General features: G+C 58.1%; 14 protein-coding genes. 5 read left to right on the plus strand and 9 right to left on the minus strand.

From position 1 onward, the window contains the following. The first annotated feature begins 4 nt into the window (after positions 1-4). Together Q9R35_RS16255 and Q9R35_RS16260 are read left to right on the plus strand one after the other, a co-directional pair. Positions 5-1360 (plus strand): amidase, encoded by a 1356-nt coding sequence (locus Q9R35_RS16255; protein WP_311220125.1) that lies wholly within the window; start codon positions 5-7, stop codon positions 1358-1360. A 70-nt stretch (positions 1361-1430) separates the two neighbouring features. Then, entirely contained in the window at positions 1431-2366 is a 936-nt protein-coding gene (locus Q9R35_RS16260; protein WP_042484588.1) for a DMT family transporter, read from the plus strand. A 12-nt stretch (positions 2367-2378) separates the two neighbouring features. On the opposite strand, the gene fmt is transcribed toward Q9R35_RS16260, so the two are convergent. After that, the gene (gene fmt, locus Q9R35_RS16265) at positions 2379-3320 is read right to left on the minus strand and encodes a methionyl-tRNA formyltransferase (RefSeq protein ID WP_311220126.1); all 942 of its coding nucleotides are present in this window, start codon (positions 3318-3320) and stop codon (positions 2379-2381) included. Between the two features lie 5 nt (positions 3321-3325). Next, on the minus strand, positions 3326-3844 hold the full coding sequence (gene def / locus Q9R35_RS16270) for a peptide deformylase (protein WP_311220127.1): 519 nt from the start codon (positions 3842-3844) through the stop codon (positions 3326-3328). 167 nt (positions 3845-4011) lie between these two features. On the opposite strand from def, the gene dprA reads away from it, so the two are divergent. From dprA to Q9R35_RS16285, 3 genes are all read left to right on the plus strand, one after another. Further along, positions 4012-5178, plus strand: coding sequence for a DNA-processing protein DprA (gene dprA, locus Q9R35_RS16275; RefSeq protein WP_063691071.1), 1167 nt, complete (start codon positions 4012-4014; stop codon positions 5176-5178). A gap of 167 nt (positions 5179-5345) precedes the next feature. After that, positions 5346-6266 carry a hydroxymethylglutaryl-CoA lyase gene (locus Q9R35_RS16280; RefSeq protein WP_311220128.1) on the plus strand — a complete coding sequence of 307 codons (921 nt, stop codon included), beginning with the start codon at positions 5346-5348 and terminating at the stop codon, positions 6264-6266. Next, positions 6266-6733 carry a hypothetical protein gene (locus tag Q9R35_RS16285; protein WP_026483793.1) on the plus strand — a complete coding sequence of 156 codons (468 nt, stop codon included), beginning with the start codon at positions 6266-6268 and terminating at the stop codon, positions 6731-6733. Before Q9R35_RS16280 ends, Q9R35_RS16285 begins: the two co-directional genes overlap by 1 nt. Positions 6734-6950: 217 nt before the next feature. Here the strand turns inward: Q9R35_RS16285 and Q9R35_RS16290 are convergent, their stop codons facing one another. The 7 genes from Q9R35_RS16290 to Q9R35_RS16320 all read right to left on the minus strand — a co-directional run bounded on the left by Q9R35_RS16290 (position 6951) and on the right by Q9R35_RS16320 (position 14592). After that, a complete protein-coding gene (locus Q9R35_RS16290) occupies positions 6951-7967 on the minus strand; it encodes an amino acid ABC transporter substrate-binding protein (protein ID WP_042484596.1) in 1017 nt (338 codons plus the stop codon). A gap of 89 nt (positions 7968-8056) precedes the next feature. Beyond that, positions 8057-9337 carry an AMP-binding protein gene (locus Q9R35_RS16295; RefSeq protein ID WP_311220129.1) on the minus strand — a complete coding sequence of 427 codons (1281 nt, stop codon included), beginning with the start codon at positions 9335-9337 and terminating at the stop codon, positions 8057-8059. 161 nt (positions 9338-9498) lie between these two features. Then, complete coding sequence (locus Q9R35_RS16300) at positions 9499-10332, minus strand: ABC transporter ATP-binding protein (RefSeq protein WP_042484600.1); 834 nt, start codon at positions 10330-10332, stop codon at positions 9499-9501. A gap of 50 nt (positions 10333-10382) precedes the next feature. Then, the gene (locus Q9R35_RS16305; RefSeq protein ID WP_371317302.1) at positions 10383-11651 is read right to left on the minus strand and encodes an ABC transporter substrate-binding protein; all 1269 of its coding nucleotides are present in this window, start codon (positions 11649-11651) and stop codon (positions 10383-10385) included. A gap of 137 nt (positions 11652-11788) precedes the next feature. After that, the gene (locus Q9R35_RS16310; protein ID WP_042484607.1) at positions 11789-12853 is read right to left on the minus strand and encodes a branched-chain amino acid ABC transporter permease; all 1065 of its coding nucleotides are present in this window, start codon (positions 12851-12853) and stop codon (positions 11789-11791) included. 12 nt (positions 12854-12865) lie between these two features. Then, the gene (locus tag Q9R35_RS16315) at positions 12866-13795 is read right to left on the minus strand and encodes a branched-chain amino acid ABC transporter permease (protein ID WP_009460134.1); all 930 of its coding nucleotides are present in this window, start codon (positions 13793-13795) and stop codon (positions 12866-12868) included. An 11-nt stretch (positions 13796-13806) separates the two neighbouring features. Further along, complete coding sequence (locus Q9R35_RS16320) at positions 13807-14592, minus strand: ABC transporter ATP-binding protein (RefSeq protein ID WP_009460135.1); 786 nt, start codon at positions 14590-14592, stop codon at positions 13807-13809.

Consider the following 14592-nt stretch of genomic DNA (forward strand, 5'->3'; position numbering starts at 1 on the left):
ACCCATGCTAGCGACTATTACCGAACTGCAACGTGCTCTTGATCGTGGCGAAACCACCTCGGTCGAACTGACTCAGCAAGCCCTGGACCGTATCCAGGACGAAAACCGTGACGGCGCTGCCACGTTCATCGAAGTGTTTGCTGAACAGGCTCTGGCAGCTGCCAAGGCCTCCGACATTTTGCGCGCTGCTGGTTTAAGCCGCTCGCTGGTGGAAGGTCTGCCCATGTCGGTCAAGAATCTGCATGACATCGCAGGCTACATCACCCTGGGTGGGTCGGCTGTACTGAAAGATGCGGAACCGGCCGAACAGAACGCCACCATTGTGGAGCGCCTGCTGCGCGCCGGTGCCATTCTGATCGGCTCCACCAATATGACCGAGTTTGCTTTCTCTGGTCTGGGCATCAACCCACACTACGGCACGCCTCGTTCCGTCTGGGATCGCGACAATGCCCGTATCCCCGGCGGTTCGTCCTCCGGCGCCGGGGTCGCGGTTGCCCAGGGCATGTCGGTGTTCTCCATTGGTACTGATACGGGCGGCTCCATCCGTATCCCTTCGGCCTTTAACGGCCTGACCGGCTTCAAACCTACCGCCGAACGCGTTCCCAGCGAAGGCACCATGCCTTTGTCGCGCAGCCTGGACTCCAATGGCCCCCTGGCCGCCTCGGTGGAGTGCTGCGCCATTGTGGACTCCATCCTGACCGACCAGCCTTACGTGCCCGTGGCAACACCTGCCCTGGACACCTTGCGTCTGGCCGTGCCCAAGACCTTTGTGTTTGACGGCATTGATGAAACTGTGCGCGCCGCCTTTGACCGTGCCATCGTCCTGCTGCGTGAGCAAGGCGCTGTAGTCGAAGAAATCAACTTGCCCGAATTTGACCAGTTGCCACAGATCAACCGCAAAGGCGGCTTTGTCTGCGCCGAAGCCTGGTCCGTGCACCGCGACACCCTGCAAAGCAAGGGCGAGCAATACGACCCACGCGTGGCATCCCGCATTCTGCGCGGCAAGGACATCGACTGCGTCGACTACATCGAACTGCAAGACACCCGTCAGGCCTGGATCAGCGCCGTGGAAAGCCGTCTGGAGCGCTACGACGCCGTTCTGATGCCTACCGTGCCCGTTGTCGCGCCCCGCATTGCCGATCTGAAAGAATCGGACGACGTCTACTTCGCCACTAACAGTCTGGTCCTGCGCAATCCCACCCTGATCAACTTCCTGGACGGCTGCGCCCTGTCCTTGCCTTGCCACGCCGCTGATGAAGCTCCTGTGGGCCTGATGGTGGCGGCTCCTGCCTACCACGACGAACACCTGCTGGCAGTAGGTTCAGCAATCGAACGGGTATTGCCCCTGCGCAAATGCTAATCCGGTAAGATTTACGTTCGTTCCAGGACGGCCATCCGGCCGTCCTTGTGCTTTTCGTCAGGAGCCTGTCATGAGCACACCCCAATCCTCCTCCTTGCCCCAGACCATGACACCCACGGTCTTTCCCTTGGCGGGGGTGCTCATTCTGATTCTGTCTTCCTGGGCCCTGTCGGGTCTGGATGCCAGCGGCAAATGGATCATGGGCTTTGGTGTGCCCCTTCTGGTGATGTGCTGGTTTCGCTACGTCGTCCACCTGGGACTGGTGCTGGCGCTGGTATTGCCGGTCAAGGGTCGCAAGATCCTGCGCAGCTCCCGCCCCAAAGCTCAAATTCTGCGTGGCACAGTGATGATGCTGTCCACCTTCTCGTTTTTCAACGCCTTGAGCTATCTGCCTCAAGCCGAAGCCACCTCCATCAACTTTCTGGCGCCTTTGCTGGTGCTATCCGTTGCGCCCTGGATTCTGAAAGAACCGCCGCGCATCAGTCGCTGGGTAGCTGCCGGAGTCGGCTTTCTGGGCGTGCTGATCATCATCCGGCCTACGGCTGGCTTGCACCCAATAGGGGTGCTGTTTGGTTTGATGACCGCCTGTCTGTTCGCCACGCAATTTATCGCAACACGTCGCGTGGCCGTGGACAACTCGCTGACCACCCTGATCTGGAGCGGTGCAGTCGGCAGTATCTGCCTGACCATTGCCCTGCCCTTTTTGCTGCCCGCCGCCCTGCCCGCCCTGAAAGAGCTGAGCTTTTTCCAATGGTTGATTCTGATCTCGACTGGACTATGGGGCTGTCTGGGCCATCTGCTGCAAATCCAGGCCTATCAACGCGCCTCGGCGTCTTTGCTGGCCCCGTTCGTGTATCTGCAAATTGTGGCCGCAGCCGCACTGGGGTGGCTGATCTGGGGTCAGTTCCCGGATATCTTTACCTGGATCGGGATTGCCGTGGTGTGTACCAGCGGCATTGTGATTGGGACTCTGGAGTGGCGGCGCCAGAGCAGAGCTGGCGCCTGACCCCTGCAAGACTTAGCGAGACTGCCAGCCCTGCACAAAGACGGCAACAGGCTGGCGCTTGGAACCGGCTTTCTGCAGCTCCAGCAAACGTAGCACGCCCTCACCGCAAGCGACATCAATACCTTGGGCACTGACGTTCAGAACCTGGCCGGGTTCCGCAGAATGCTTCTGCTCTACTGCCTGAGCGCGCCAAACCTTCACAGGCTGCTCCAAACCGGGCAGGGGCAGGGTGGAGCCAGGCACCGGGTCAAACGCGCGAATACGGCGCTCAAGTTCCTTGGCAGGCTGGCTTAAATCCAGCACTGATTCCGCTTTGGACAATTTCTCGGCATAGGTCACGCCTTCTTCTGGCTGGGGAGTCGCCTGCAAGGTGCCGTCACGCACTTGCTGCAAGGCTTCCAGCAAGGCCTGTGCACCCAGTTGCGCCAAATCGTCATGCAAGGTTGCGGCGCTGTGTTCATCACGAATCGCCAGCTCGCTGCGCACCAGCATATCGCCGGTATCCAAGCCTTCATCCATCTGCATGATGGTGATACCCGTGGCCGCATCACCGGCCTGAATCGCACGCTGAATCGGTGCAGCACCGCGCCAGCGGGGCAACAAACTAGCATGGATATTGAAGCAACCGTAACGCGGCAGCTCCAGGGTCCATTTGGGCAGAATCAGGCCGTAGGCCGCCACCACCATCAGATCCGGCTGCAAATCCAGCAAGGTCTGACGGGCCTGGGCCGCTTCCTCGGGATACTTGCCATCCAGACGCAAGCTATGCGGCTGCAGAACCGGAATATTGGCGTTCACAGCGGCTTGCTTGACCGGACTGGGGCTAAGCTTCATGCCACGGCCAGCCGGACGGTCTGGCTGCGTCATGACCAAAGGAACATCAAAGCCCTGCGCTAACAGGGCTTCCAGGGCGATACGGGCAAAATCCGGGGTGCCGGCAAAAACAATACGCATGGCGACTATTGCCCTGCCTTCAGTGCTTCACGCTGCTGCTTGCGCAGACGACTGCGGATACGCTCACGCTTGAGCACGGACAGGTATTCCACAAATACCTTGCCATCCAGGTGATCCAGCTCGTGCTGAACACACACGGCCAGCAGGCCATCGGCTTCTGTCTCGTACCACTCGCCTTTTTCGTTCTGAGCCTTGAAGCGAATATTGGCGGCGCGCTCGACCTTGTCGTAGGTATCGGGCACAGACAGGCAGCCTTCTTCGTACACCTGCAGCTCTTCGCTTTTCCAGGTGATTTCCGGGTTGATCAGCACCAGCAATTCATTGCCACTTTCCGACACGTCAATGACCACCACGCGCTCATGCACGTCAACCTGCGTCGCGGCCAGTCCTACGCCGGGCGCGTCATACATGGTCTCGGCCATATCCTTGACCAGTTTGCGAATACGGTCGTCGACCTCCTGCACAGGTTTGGCCACCGTGTGCAGACGTGGGTCAGGAAATTTAAGGATGGGAAGCAAAGCCATTGTGATGTCCGAAGAAAAAGCGATAAGTCGATATAATAAAACAAGTTTCAGGGCGGCACCCGATTGCCCCGGCACCACACGAAGCCCCAGCAAAAAAACGGTCTTCACCCTGGATAAAACAGTCCAGGCCAAACAGAACAATTATCGGTTTCGTGCCACACTACCTTATGCCTCATTATTTTAGCTCGGGTGAAACCTCGGATGAAATCTCGGAAGAATTGCGTGCCTGGTTGCGCCTGTCGCTAGAGCCAGAGCTTGCGCCCGCCCAAGCCCGGCAATTGCTGGCTGCCTGCGGGCTGCCGCCGCAGATCTATCAAAGTTCGGTTCAAACCCTGGCGCGCCATATCCCAACCGAACTGGCTGTGCAGCTAAGCCAGGAACCGCTGGACGAGTTGCAAGCACAGATTGAACAAGCGGAGGAATGGCTTAAGCAGCCCAATCACCATGTCGTTACGCTGGCCGACCCCACCTATCCCGCCTCCTTGCTGGACCTGCACGACGCACCGCTGCTGCTCTATGCCAATGGCGATCTGGGTGTCTTGCAGCGCAAAGGACTGGCTATCGTGGGGGCACGCAATGCCACCCAATCCGGCCAGGAAACCGCAACGGATTTTGCCGCTACCCTGGCATCCAGAGGCTGGTGCATCATCAGCGGTCTGGCCAGCGGTATCGACCAGGCCGCACACAAAGGAGCCTTGAAAGCCGGTCCACCATCCGCAGGCACTATTGCCGTGATGGGAACGGGGCTGGATCTGGTCTACCCGGCGGCACACCGCGATCTGGCTCATCAGATCAGCGCTCACGGTCTATTGCTTAGCGAGTTTCCTTTGGGCACCCGCGCCATGCCCCACCACTTCCCACGCCGCAACCGCATTGTGGCGGCTCTGGCCAAAGGCGTACTGGTGGTAGAAGCCGCAAAACAAAGTGGGTCCCTGATCACGGCCCGGCTGGCCGGAGAGCTAGGCCGAGAGGTTTTTGCCATTCCAGGTTCCATTCATTCCCCTTTGGCACGCGGCTGCCATGCCTTGATACGTCAGGGTGCCAAACTGGTGGAAAGCGCCCAGGACATTCTGGATGAACTGGGCAATGTGCAAGGCGACTTCAATCTGGATGCAGCTCCCCAATCTGGCCCAAAGCCCAACCCCTATGAGGCCTTGCCCGAGGAATTGCGCCCTATTCTGGAGCGTATCGACTTTGCGCCACTCAGCCCCGAACAATTGATGCGGCGTACAGGGCTGCTCGCGACCGAGTTGCCTGCTGTCCTGGCCGAACTGGAGCTGGCCGGCTGCATAGAGCCTCTGGCAGACGGGCGATTCCAACGCATCAAGCCCTAGGCCCCGGCAGGACCACACTGCAGCATGGTCTGCCCATTTACATCGAAACCCCGGCCACGCCGCCTGCTTATAGGGCTGTTCCTAGGGGGCCAGCCCTGGCCTTCAAGAGGTATCATGACGAATACGTAAAGGCCTCCAGGCCCAGCCCCTTACCTTCAGGAAACTTCATGTCATACCCCTCGCGCGTCAAGATTGTGGAGGTCGGCCCTCGGGACGGCCTGCAGAACGAAAAAGAATTCATCCCTACCGACATCAAGGTCGAGCTGGTCAACCGCTTGTCCCACGCCGGTTTTGTGAACGTGGAAGCCGCTTCCTTTGTATCGCCCAAATGGGTGCCACAAATGGCAGACGGCGCGGAAGTGATGGCTTCCATTGACCGTCGCCCCGGCACGATCTATTCAGTTCTGACACCCAATATGCGTGGTTTTGAAGGCGCCCTGGCTGCCAAGGCCGACGAAGTGATGATCTTCGCCGCTGCCAGCGAAGCATTTTCGCAGCGCAATATCAATTGCAGCATTGAAGAATCGCTGGAGCGCTTTGCCCCCGTTGCCCAGGCCGCCAAAGAAGCCGGCATGCGCCTGCGCGGCTCCATCAGCTGTTCGTTCGGTTGTCCCTATGAAGGTGCTGTGGCGCCGTCCAATGTGCTGAAAGTAGGCAAACGCCTGATCGAGCTGGGCTGTGACGAGATCGACGTGGCCGACACCATCGGTGTCGGCACGGCCCGTCAGGTCTACGAAGTCATGCGCATGGTGACCGAGCACATTGACCCCATTCATGTGTCCGGCCACTTCCACGACACCTATGGCCAGGCCATCGCCAATATTGTGGCTTCCATGCAGGCTGGCATTCATATTTTCCACAGTTCCGTGGCCGGTCTGGGCGGCTGCCCCTACGCCAAGGGCGCCACCGGCAACGTCGCCACCGAAGACGTGCTGTTCCTGATGCAGGGCCTGGATATTGAAACCGGCATTGATCTGAACGCCGTGGTGGACACGGGCCAATGGATTTCGGCTCACCTGAAGCGCAAATCGGCCAGCAATGCCGGTAACGCCCTGGCCGCCCGCAAGCAAGGGGCCGCCGCGTGCTGATGAGCCAAGCTCCCTCGAAAGAGGAAATTGATGCCATGTTGAAGGATCTGGGCACGCTTCCCATTCAAGGCCGTTCCTGGCCCAAATGGGTAGCGGCCAGCGCCTGGATTGTGCTGGCCCTGATCGGCGTGCGTTTCGCGCTGGTGGCCAGCTCCCCGCAAGGCGCCGCCATCAGCCCCGTTCTGGCGGGCTGTCTGGTCCTGCTGTTTACCGGCCTGATTCTGATTGCCTGGCACATGTGGCACGGCGTCACCACGATTGACCAGAATGGCATACGCCAGAACTGGATCATGAAGCGGGAAGTGCAATGGCAAGATATTCACTTTGCCAAATTCGTGCCGCTATTCAACTCCAAGCGCCTGATCTGCTTTACCCGGCGTGGTCGCCCTGTGATTTTTCAAGGTGCCACGCAGGACCTGCAAGTGGCCTTTGCCAAAATTTCGTTAGTGTTGCGGCGCAAGAGCTAAGTCTCCCATCTGAGAACCGTGCACTGCAGTTAGGCATACTATGCATTGCAGTGTTCCCATCCAAAGCGATACCTACACCAACGGTGCAGGGGAGCCCACATCGCCAGGGGACAACAAGCAATAAGTACATCAACGTCATAGCCCTCAGATCGATCAGTCAATAAAAAAGCAGCTCTCTTTGAGAGCTGCTTTTTGCCTATCGCGAATCCCGAAAGGATTAACGAATAGGCAGACCGTAGATCAAGCCACCGTCGATCCACAAAGCGTTCAAACCACGTTCGATTTGCAGCGGGCTACCTTTACCCACGTTGCGCTCGAAGGACTCGCCGTAGTTACCGACCTGCTTGATGATGTTGTAAGCCCATTTTTCGTCCAGACCCAAGTTTTTACCGGCACCGGGAGTCACACCCAGCAGACGCTGGATGTTGGGGTTGTTGCTCTTGAGCTTCTCGTCCACATTGGCCGCTGTCACATCCAGTTCTTCAGCATTGAAGCTGGCCTGGATGGACCATTTCACAATGTTCAGCCAGGCATCATCGCCCTGACGGACGAATGGGCCCAGTGGCTCTTTGGAAATGATTTCAGGCAGCACCAGGTAGTCGTCCGGATTTTCCATTTTGGAGATACGAATCGAAGCCAGGCCCGATGCATCAGTAGAGAACACGTCACAGCGGCCAGCCACGAAGGCGTTGACCACTTCGTTGAACTGTTCGATCACCACAGGCTTGTACTCAACCTTGTTGGCGCGAGCCCAGTCAGCCATGGTGTTTTCGTTGGACGTGCCTGTCTGCATGCAAACCGTGGCGCCGTTCAATTCCTTGGCGCTGGAAACGCCCAGTTTCTTGGACACCAGGAAGCCCTGGCCGTCGTAGAAGTTGATACCTGCATGGATAGCGCCGACCGCGGTATCGCGCTGCTGGGTCACGGTGGTGTTACGGGCCAACAGGTCAATTTCGCCCGACTGCAGGGCCGTAAAGCGCTGCTGCGAGTTCAAGGGTACGGCCTTGAATTTGCTGGCGTCGCCCAGAGTGGCAGCGGCGACCGAACGACATACGTCGATATCCAGACCGGTCCAGTTACCCTTGTCATCAGGGGCAGAAAAACCGGCAAAGCCGGTGGTCACGCCACACAGCACGTGGCCGCGCTGTTTGACATTGTCCAGGGTGGCGGCCTGGGCAGCAGGCATGCTGGCCATCAAGGCCAGGACTACAGCAGAAACTGGCACAAAGCGCATCGGGCTCTCCTCAAAGATATAGGTATTGACTATTTTCCAGCATAGTACCGCAGCCCGACTGCTACTTGTGTGCATATCTACATGGCTAATTAATCGTAGCTGCGTTGGTCCTCGATGACTTTACCATCCCGAGGCAAGGCGCCTGGCTCCACAAATTCCACCTGTGCACGCAGTTTGGTGATTTCACGAATCGAGTCGGCCAATACGCTTTCCAGACCCTCAGGCCTGGAGGCAACTTCCACCTGAAACACCATCTGATCCTGGCCGCTGGCACCACGCACCACCAGGCGAGCCTGGCCCAGCTCCTTGTGACGCAGACAAATCTGCTCCACCTGTCCCGGATGCACAAACATGCCGCGCACCTTGGTCGTCTGGTCAGCACGCCCCATCCAGCCGCGTATACGCTGATTGGTACGACCACAAGGAGACTGACCGGGCATAACGGCGGACAAGTCCCCCGTGCCGAAACGTACCAGCGGATAGTCGGGGTTAAAGGAGGTCACGACCACCTCACCCACTTCGCCCGGTGCAACCGGCTGGCCTGTACCAGGACGCACAATTTCCAGAATCAGGTTTTCATTGAGCACCAAGCCTTCGCGGGCCTGGGTTTCGTAGGCAATCATGCCCAGATCGGCACTGCCATAGGCCTGGTAGCCTGCTACGCCGTGCTCACTGAACCACTTTTGCAAGGAAGGCGGGTAGGCTTCGCCGGAGAACAAGGCCTTGCTCAGCCCTGGCAGCGCAATCTGCATGGACTGGGCTTTTTCCATGATGATCTTCAAAAAACTGGGGGTGCCGGTATAACCATGCGGGCGCAAATCGGCCATGGCCTGTACTTGCTGCTCGGTTTGACCCACACCGCCCGGAAACACCGTGCAATCCAGGGCATGTGCGGCGGTTTCCATCATGGAGCCAGCCGGGGTGAAATGGTAGGAAAAGCAGTTGAAAATCAGTTCTTCGCAGCGGAAACCGGCCGCGTACAGCGCACGTGCAAAACCCCAATAGTCCGGGCGACGGCTTTCAGGCTCGTACATGGGACCGGGCGAGGCAAACACTTTGCGGGCCGCACCCCAGGCAATGGAGGAAAAGCCCCCGAATACGGACTGCGCGTAATCAGCCGATGGCCCGCCCGAGCGAGCCTGTTCGCGCGCTTCCAGCTGGGCTTTCAGCAGCTCGCTTTTACGAAACACCGGGATGGCCAGCAGATCCTCGCGGCTGCGCACGGCGGCCAGATCCACCGAACCCAGTTGCTTGGCAATCGCGGGGGCCCCTTTCGCGGCCGCTTGCAAGACCTGCGGTAAACGGGACATCAAATCGGCTTCGCGCTCCTCCGGCTCCAGGGTTTCGCGCTCGTCGTAATATTCGCTCATCTCTCCTCCAGTGGGATGAATTGGCATTCAAACACTCCCGCGCCCAGCCGACGTTCTGTCCGCAGACAGACAGGTGTCGATACCAAGCTCTGCTACCACACCCCGTATAGCCAGAAGCTGTCCAAAACTAAAAATGTCAAAGGGGGTCAGGGGTGGCGGAGTTACGCCAACCAGCGCTTGCGCCGTCGATAAAATTTATTGTCGCGAAAGCTCTTGCGCTCGCCCCCGGACACACCCAGATAGAACTCCTTGACGTCTTCGTTCTCGGCCAAGGCCTTGGAGGGTCCATCCATCATGACGCGGCCGTTTTCCAGGATGTAGCCGTAGTCGGCATACTTCAGGGCCACGTTGGTGTTTTGCTCGGCCAACAAGAAGCTGACGCGCTCGCGCTGATTCAGGTCACGCACGATCTCGAAAATTTCTTCCACCACCTGCGGTGCCAGGCCCATGGAGGGTTCATCCAGCAAGATCATGCCCGGGTCGGCCATCAAGGCACGGCCAATGGCACACATTTGCTGCTCCCCGCCCGAGGTATAGCCGGCCTGACTGGTACGGCGCTGCTTCAGACGCGGAAAATACTGGTACACCTTGTCCAGCTCGGCGCTTAAATCGCCGCGTGACAAGGTACGGGTATAAGCCCCGGTCAGCAGATTCTCTTCAATGCTCAAGTGCGCAAAACAGTGGCGCCCTTCCATCACCTGCACCACGCCGCGCTTGACCAGATCAGCCGGAGTCAGTTGGTCAATACGTTCGCCACGCAGATGGATCTGGCCTTTGGTCACATCGCCGCGCTCGGCACGCAGCAAGTTCGATACGGCCCGCAAGGTCGTGGTTTTACCGGCACCGTTGGCGCCCAGCAAGGCAACAATCCGCCCTTCCGGCACGCGCAAGGACACACCCTTGAGCACCAGAATGACGTGGTTGTAAATCACTTCGATGCCATTGACGTCCAGCAAGATGGGCGTCTCATCCACTTGGCCTACGGTCTCACTCATAATCTTCCCCACGCAATGCAGTGCCCAGGGCGAGCCCTGGGCGCCTGGGTTTAGCCTTCGCAGGTGCGAGGCGTAATTTTCTTCTCGGCGGCGTATTTGGCCGACATTTCCTTGACTAAAGGATCAACGTATTTCTTGTCGGACTGATACCAGTCGGACACGACTTCAAACTTGCTGCCGTCCCACTGCACGATACGGGCCCAGTCATCACCCATGTGGTTGTTGCACGAGGTTTTGACGGGACGCATGATGCCTTCAAAGCCCAGCTCTTTCAGACGAGCTTCGTCCAGATTCAGGTTCTCGAAACCCCAGCGCACTTGCTCGGGGGTCATGTGCTGACCTTTACCGAACTTCTCTTGTGCGGTGCGAATCGCTTCAACCTGCATCATGGAAATCATCATGCCGCGGGTGTGAGCCAGCGTGCCGACGTACTTGTCACCGTTTTCAGCGCCTTTGCCTTTGGCGTGCATCTCGCGCACAGCGTCATGCACTGGACCGTCCTCGGCACTGTTGTGAATGGTGATGCCCTTGTAGCCCTTGGCGGTCTGACCCAGATCGACCACATCGCTCTCGGACGCTGCCCACCAGATACCGTAGATCTTGTCGCGTGGGTAACCCACAGCCTGAGCTTCACGAATAGCGGTGGGCGTCATGATCCCGGCGCTCCACAGCAGGACGAAGTCAGGACGGTTCTTGCGCACTTGCAGCCAGGTGGATTTTTGTTCCACGCCAGGAGCGGTTACCGGGTACAGATCCAGCTTGAAGCCTTGCTCTTTGGCACGTGCCTGCAACAGGGCGATAGGCTCTTTACCGTAAGGCGAGTCGTGGTAGACCAGAGCAATGCGTTGATCTTTCAGCTTGTCCTCGCCCACTTGCTTGGCGATGTCCTGGATCATGACATCAGCCGCCGTCCAGTAGGTGCCCAGCAGCGGGAAGTTCCACTCGAACACCGCACCGTTAGCCGAGTGCGACAAGCCGTAGCCCATGGTTTCAATAGTCACGCCATCGACAAAGGCCTTGTCGGTCAGCGCGAACGTAATGCCTGTGGACTGGGTATCAAAACCCGAAGCGCCGCCGTTCTTGCCTTTCATGCGCTCGTAGCACTCGACGCCACGATCGGTGGCATACGCGGTTTCACACTCCTCGTACACCAGCTTGACACCATTGACACCGCCGTCACGTTCATTGACCAAAGCCAGATAGTCCAGCTTGCCGTCCGCCCATGGGATACCCAGTGGGGCAAAGGAGCCGGTGCGGTAGGTCAGCAGGGGAATGTACTGTTCCTCGGCTGCCACAGCGGCTGTACTCATGGTCAACATTGCAGCGCAAGCACTCAAACCGAGCACAGCGCGTTTCAGTCGTGTTGTCATCTCCTGGTCCTCCGATAAGTACCATTTGTCTAAGTACCCCGTCCCGATTGGCGGGGCTGTTGTTGTAATGAACTGCCTACCTGCTATTAATGGGGGAAGGGCCACAAACGCAGCTTTTCCTTACCAATACTCCAGAGTCGAGCCAAACCGTGCGGCTCCACAATCAAGAAAAATACAATCAGGGCACCAAATACCATGTGTTCAATGTGCGAGGCGGTATCCACCCCGATGGACACGCCAAACCAGTGCGGCACGTTGGTCAGGAACACGGGCAGCAAGACCATGAAAGCAGCGCCAAAGAAGCTGCCCACAATCGAGCCCAAACCACCGATGATGACGATGAACAGCAACTGCAAGGAACGGTTCAGGTCAAAAGCCAACGGCTCCCAGGAACCCAGGTGCACAAAGGCCCACAAGGCACCGGCCACACCGATGATGAAAGAGCTGACGGCAAAGGCGGTGAGCTTGGCGTAGACCGGGCGAATACCAATCACCTCAGCGGCCACGTCCATGTCACGAATTGCCATCCATTGACGGCCAATTGCGCCACGCACCAGGTTTTTGGCCAGCAAGGCAAACACCACCACAAAGATCAGCACGAACAAGTACTTCTGCATGGGAGTTTGAACTGGCAAGCCAAAGGCGCTCAAGGCTGGCACCGACACGTTGCCCGAGGGCGAGTAGTTCGTGAAGAAGGCAATACGCAGGAAAGCCCAATCCACAAAGAACTGCGCGGCCAGGGTCGTGACGGCCAGGTACAAGCCACGGATACGCAAGCTGGGGATACCGAAGGCCACGCCCACCAAGGTGGCAAACACACCGCCCAGCAGGATCTGAAACACCAGCGGTAATTCAGGAATGCGGACACCAAAGTTCCAGGCGGCATAAGCGCCCACGGCCATGAAGGCACCCGAACCGATGGAAATCTGGCCGCAGTAGCCCACCAGAATGTTCAGGCCAATCGCTGCCAGGGACAGGATCAGAAAGGGGATCAGAATGGCTTGCAGGAAATAGTTGGATGCCATGGCTGGCACCAGCAGGAAGGCCACCAGCAACAAGCCCAACACCACATAGCGATCCTGGCGGATGGGAAAAATCTGCTGGTCAGCCCGATAGCTGCTTTTGAACTGACCATTTTCGCGGTAAATCATATCGACTCCACCTCAGACGCGATCAATAATCTTCTCGCCGAACAGACCTTGTGGTCGGAACAGCAGGAACACCAGGGCCAGCACATAAGCAAACCAGATCTCGATGCCGCCACCTACATAAGGGCCTAGGTACACCTCGGACACCTTCTCGCCCACACCGATAATCAGGCCGCCCACAATGGCACCAGGCACCGAGGTCAAACCACCCAGAATCACGACCGGCAAGGCGCGCAGCGCTGCGGTCGACAAGGTGAACTGCACCCCATATTTGGAGCCCCAGATAATCCCGGCGACCAGGGCCACCAACCCGGCCACGGTCCAGACCACGACCCAGATACGGTTCAAGGGAATACCAATGGATTGCGCTGCCTGGTGATCGTCCGCCACCGCCCGCAGGGCACGGCCCACGCTGGTGTATTGGAAGAAGATGGCCAGGGCCACCACCAGCAAGGCCGCCACCACGGCCGAGCTCAGGTCTTCCAGGCTAACCAGCACGCCGCCTTCAAACATGGACTCCAGAATGAAGGCCGGATCTTTGGGCATGCCCACATCAATGGAGTACACGGAGCTGCCAAATACAATCTGGCCCAAGCCATCGAGCAGATAGCTGATACCGATCGTGGCCATCAGCAAGGTCGTGCCTTCCTGGTTGACCAGATAACGCAGCACCCAGCGCTCAATGACCACGGCCAGCACAAACATCAAAATGGCCGAAACAATGAAAGCCAGCACATTGCCCAGGATGCCCGGCTCCATGCCCAGCAACTGCGGAATCCACTGGGACAGACGGGCCATGGCCAATGCAGCCACCAGCACCATTGCGCCCTGTGCAAAGTTAAAGACACCCGATGCTTTGAAGATCAGGACAAAGCCCAGCGCGACCAGGGCGTACAACATCCCGCTCATCAGCCCGCCCAGCAAGGTTTCAAGAAAAAATGCCATGTCCGTTCCCCTCAATGGCCAGCGCCAAGATAGGCGCGAATGACGTCCGGGTTTTGTCGTACTTCATCCGGTACTCCGTCACCAATTTTCTTGCCATAGTCCAGGACCACCACGCGGTCCGAAATATCCATGACCACGCCCATATCGTGTTCAATCAAAACAATCGTGGTGCCGTACTCTTCGTTCACATCCAGAATGAAACGGCACATATCCTGCTTTTCTTCGATGTTCATGCCCGCCATGGGCTCATCAAGCAGCAGAATGCTCGGTTGCATCGCCAGCGCCCGACCCAGGTCAACCCGCTTTTGCAGGCCGTAAGGCAAGCGTCCTACCGGCGTTTTGCGGTAGGCCTGGATCTCCAGGAAGTCGATGATGCCTTCCACGTATTCACGGTTGCGAATCTCTTCACGCTCGGCACCGCCCAGTCGGAAAGCCTGGGCAAACACCCCGCTTTTCATGTGCAGATTGCGGCCGGTCATGATGTTGTCCAGCACACTCATGCCCTTGAACAGAGCCAGGTTCTGGAAAGTACGGGCAATGCCCTGCTCGGCGGTGTGACGCGAGTTCATGCGGGCATAACTCTGGTCACGCAAGACAATCTCGCCTTGTTGTGGTGCATACACGCCGTTGATGACGTTCAGCATGGAGCTTTTGCCTGCGCCGTTCGGACCAATGATGGAGCGGATCTCGTGTTCACGAATGTTGAACGAGATGTCGGTCAGTGCCTTCACCCCCCCAAAGGACAGCGAAATATTCTTCAAATCCAGTACCACTGGGCCAATGCGACGGCCCGGCAT

Source organism: Alcaligenes sp. AB3 (assembly GCF_031844565.1).
Classification (GTDB): Bacteria; Pseudomonadota; Gammaproteobacteria; order Burkholderiales; family Burkholderiaceae_B; genus Alcaligenes; species Alcaligenes faecalis.

Excerpts from the sequence above, each read along its gene's own strand:
- Q9R35_RS16255 (WP_311220125.1), top strand. The coding sequence starts at position 5 with ATGCTAGCGACTATTACCGAACTGCAACGTGCTCTTGATCGTGGCGAA.
- Q9R35_RS16260 (WP_042484588.1), top strand. The coding sequence starts at position 1,431 with ATGAGCACACCCCAATCCTCCTCCTTGCCCCAGACCATGACACCCACG.
- fmt (WP_311220126.1), bottom strand. The coding sequence starts at position 3,320 with ATGCGTATTGTTTTTGCCGGCACCCCGGATTTTGCCCGTATCGCCCTG.
- def (WP_311220127.1), bottom strand. The coding sequence starts at position 3,844 with ATGGCTTTGCTTCCCATCCTTAAATTTCCTGACCCACGTCTGCACACG.
- dprA (WP_063691071.1), top strand. The coding sequence starts at position 4,012 with ATGCCTCATTATTTTAGCTCGGGTGAAACCTCGGATGAAATCTCGGAA.
- Q9R35_RS16280 (WP_311220128.1), top strand. The coding sequence starts at position 5,346 with ATGTCATACCCCTCGCGCGTCAAGATTGTGGAGGTCGGCCCTCGGGAC.
- Q9R35_RS16285 (WP_026483793.1), top strand. The coding sequence starts at position 6,266 with ATGAGCCAAGCTCCCTCGAAAGAGGAAATTGATGCCATGTTGAAGGAT.
- Q9R35_RS16290 (WP_042484596.1), bottom strand. The coding sequence starts at position 7,967 with ATGCGCTTTGTGCCAGTTTCTGCTGTAGTCCTGGCCTTGATGGCCAGC.
- Q9R35_RS16295 (WP_311220129.1), bottom strand. The coding sequence starts at position 9,337 with ATGAGCGAATATTACGACGAGCGCGAAACCCTGGAGCCGGAGGAGCGC.
- Q9R35_RS16300 (WP_042484600.1), bottom strand. The coding sequence starts at position 10,332 with ATGAGTGAGACCGTAGGCCAAGTGGATGAGACGCCCATCTTGCTGGAC.
- Q9R35_RS16305 (WP_371317302.1), bottom strand. The coding sequence starts at position 11,651 with ATGTTGACCATGAGTACAGCCGCTGTGGCAGCCGAGGAACAGTACATT.
- Q9R35_RS16310 (WP_042484607.1), bottom strand. The coding sequence starts at position 12,853 with ATGATTTACCGCGAAAATGGTCAGTTCAAAAGCAGCTATCGGGCTGAC.
- Q9R35_RS16315 (WP_009460134.1), bottom strand. The coding sequence starts at position 13,795 with ATGGCATTTTTTCTTGAAACCTTGCTGGGCGGGCTGATGAGCGGGATG.
- Q9R35_RS16320 (WP_009460135.1), bottom strand. The coding sequence starts at position 14,592 with ATGCCGGGCCGTCGCATTGGCCCAGTGGTACTGGATTTGAAGAATATT.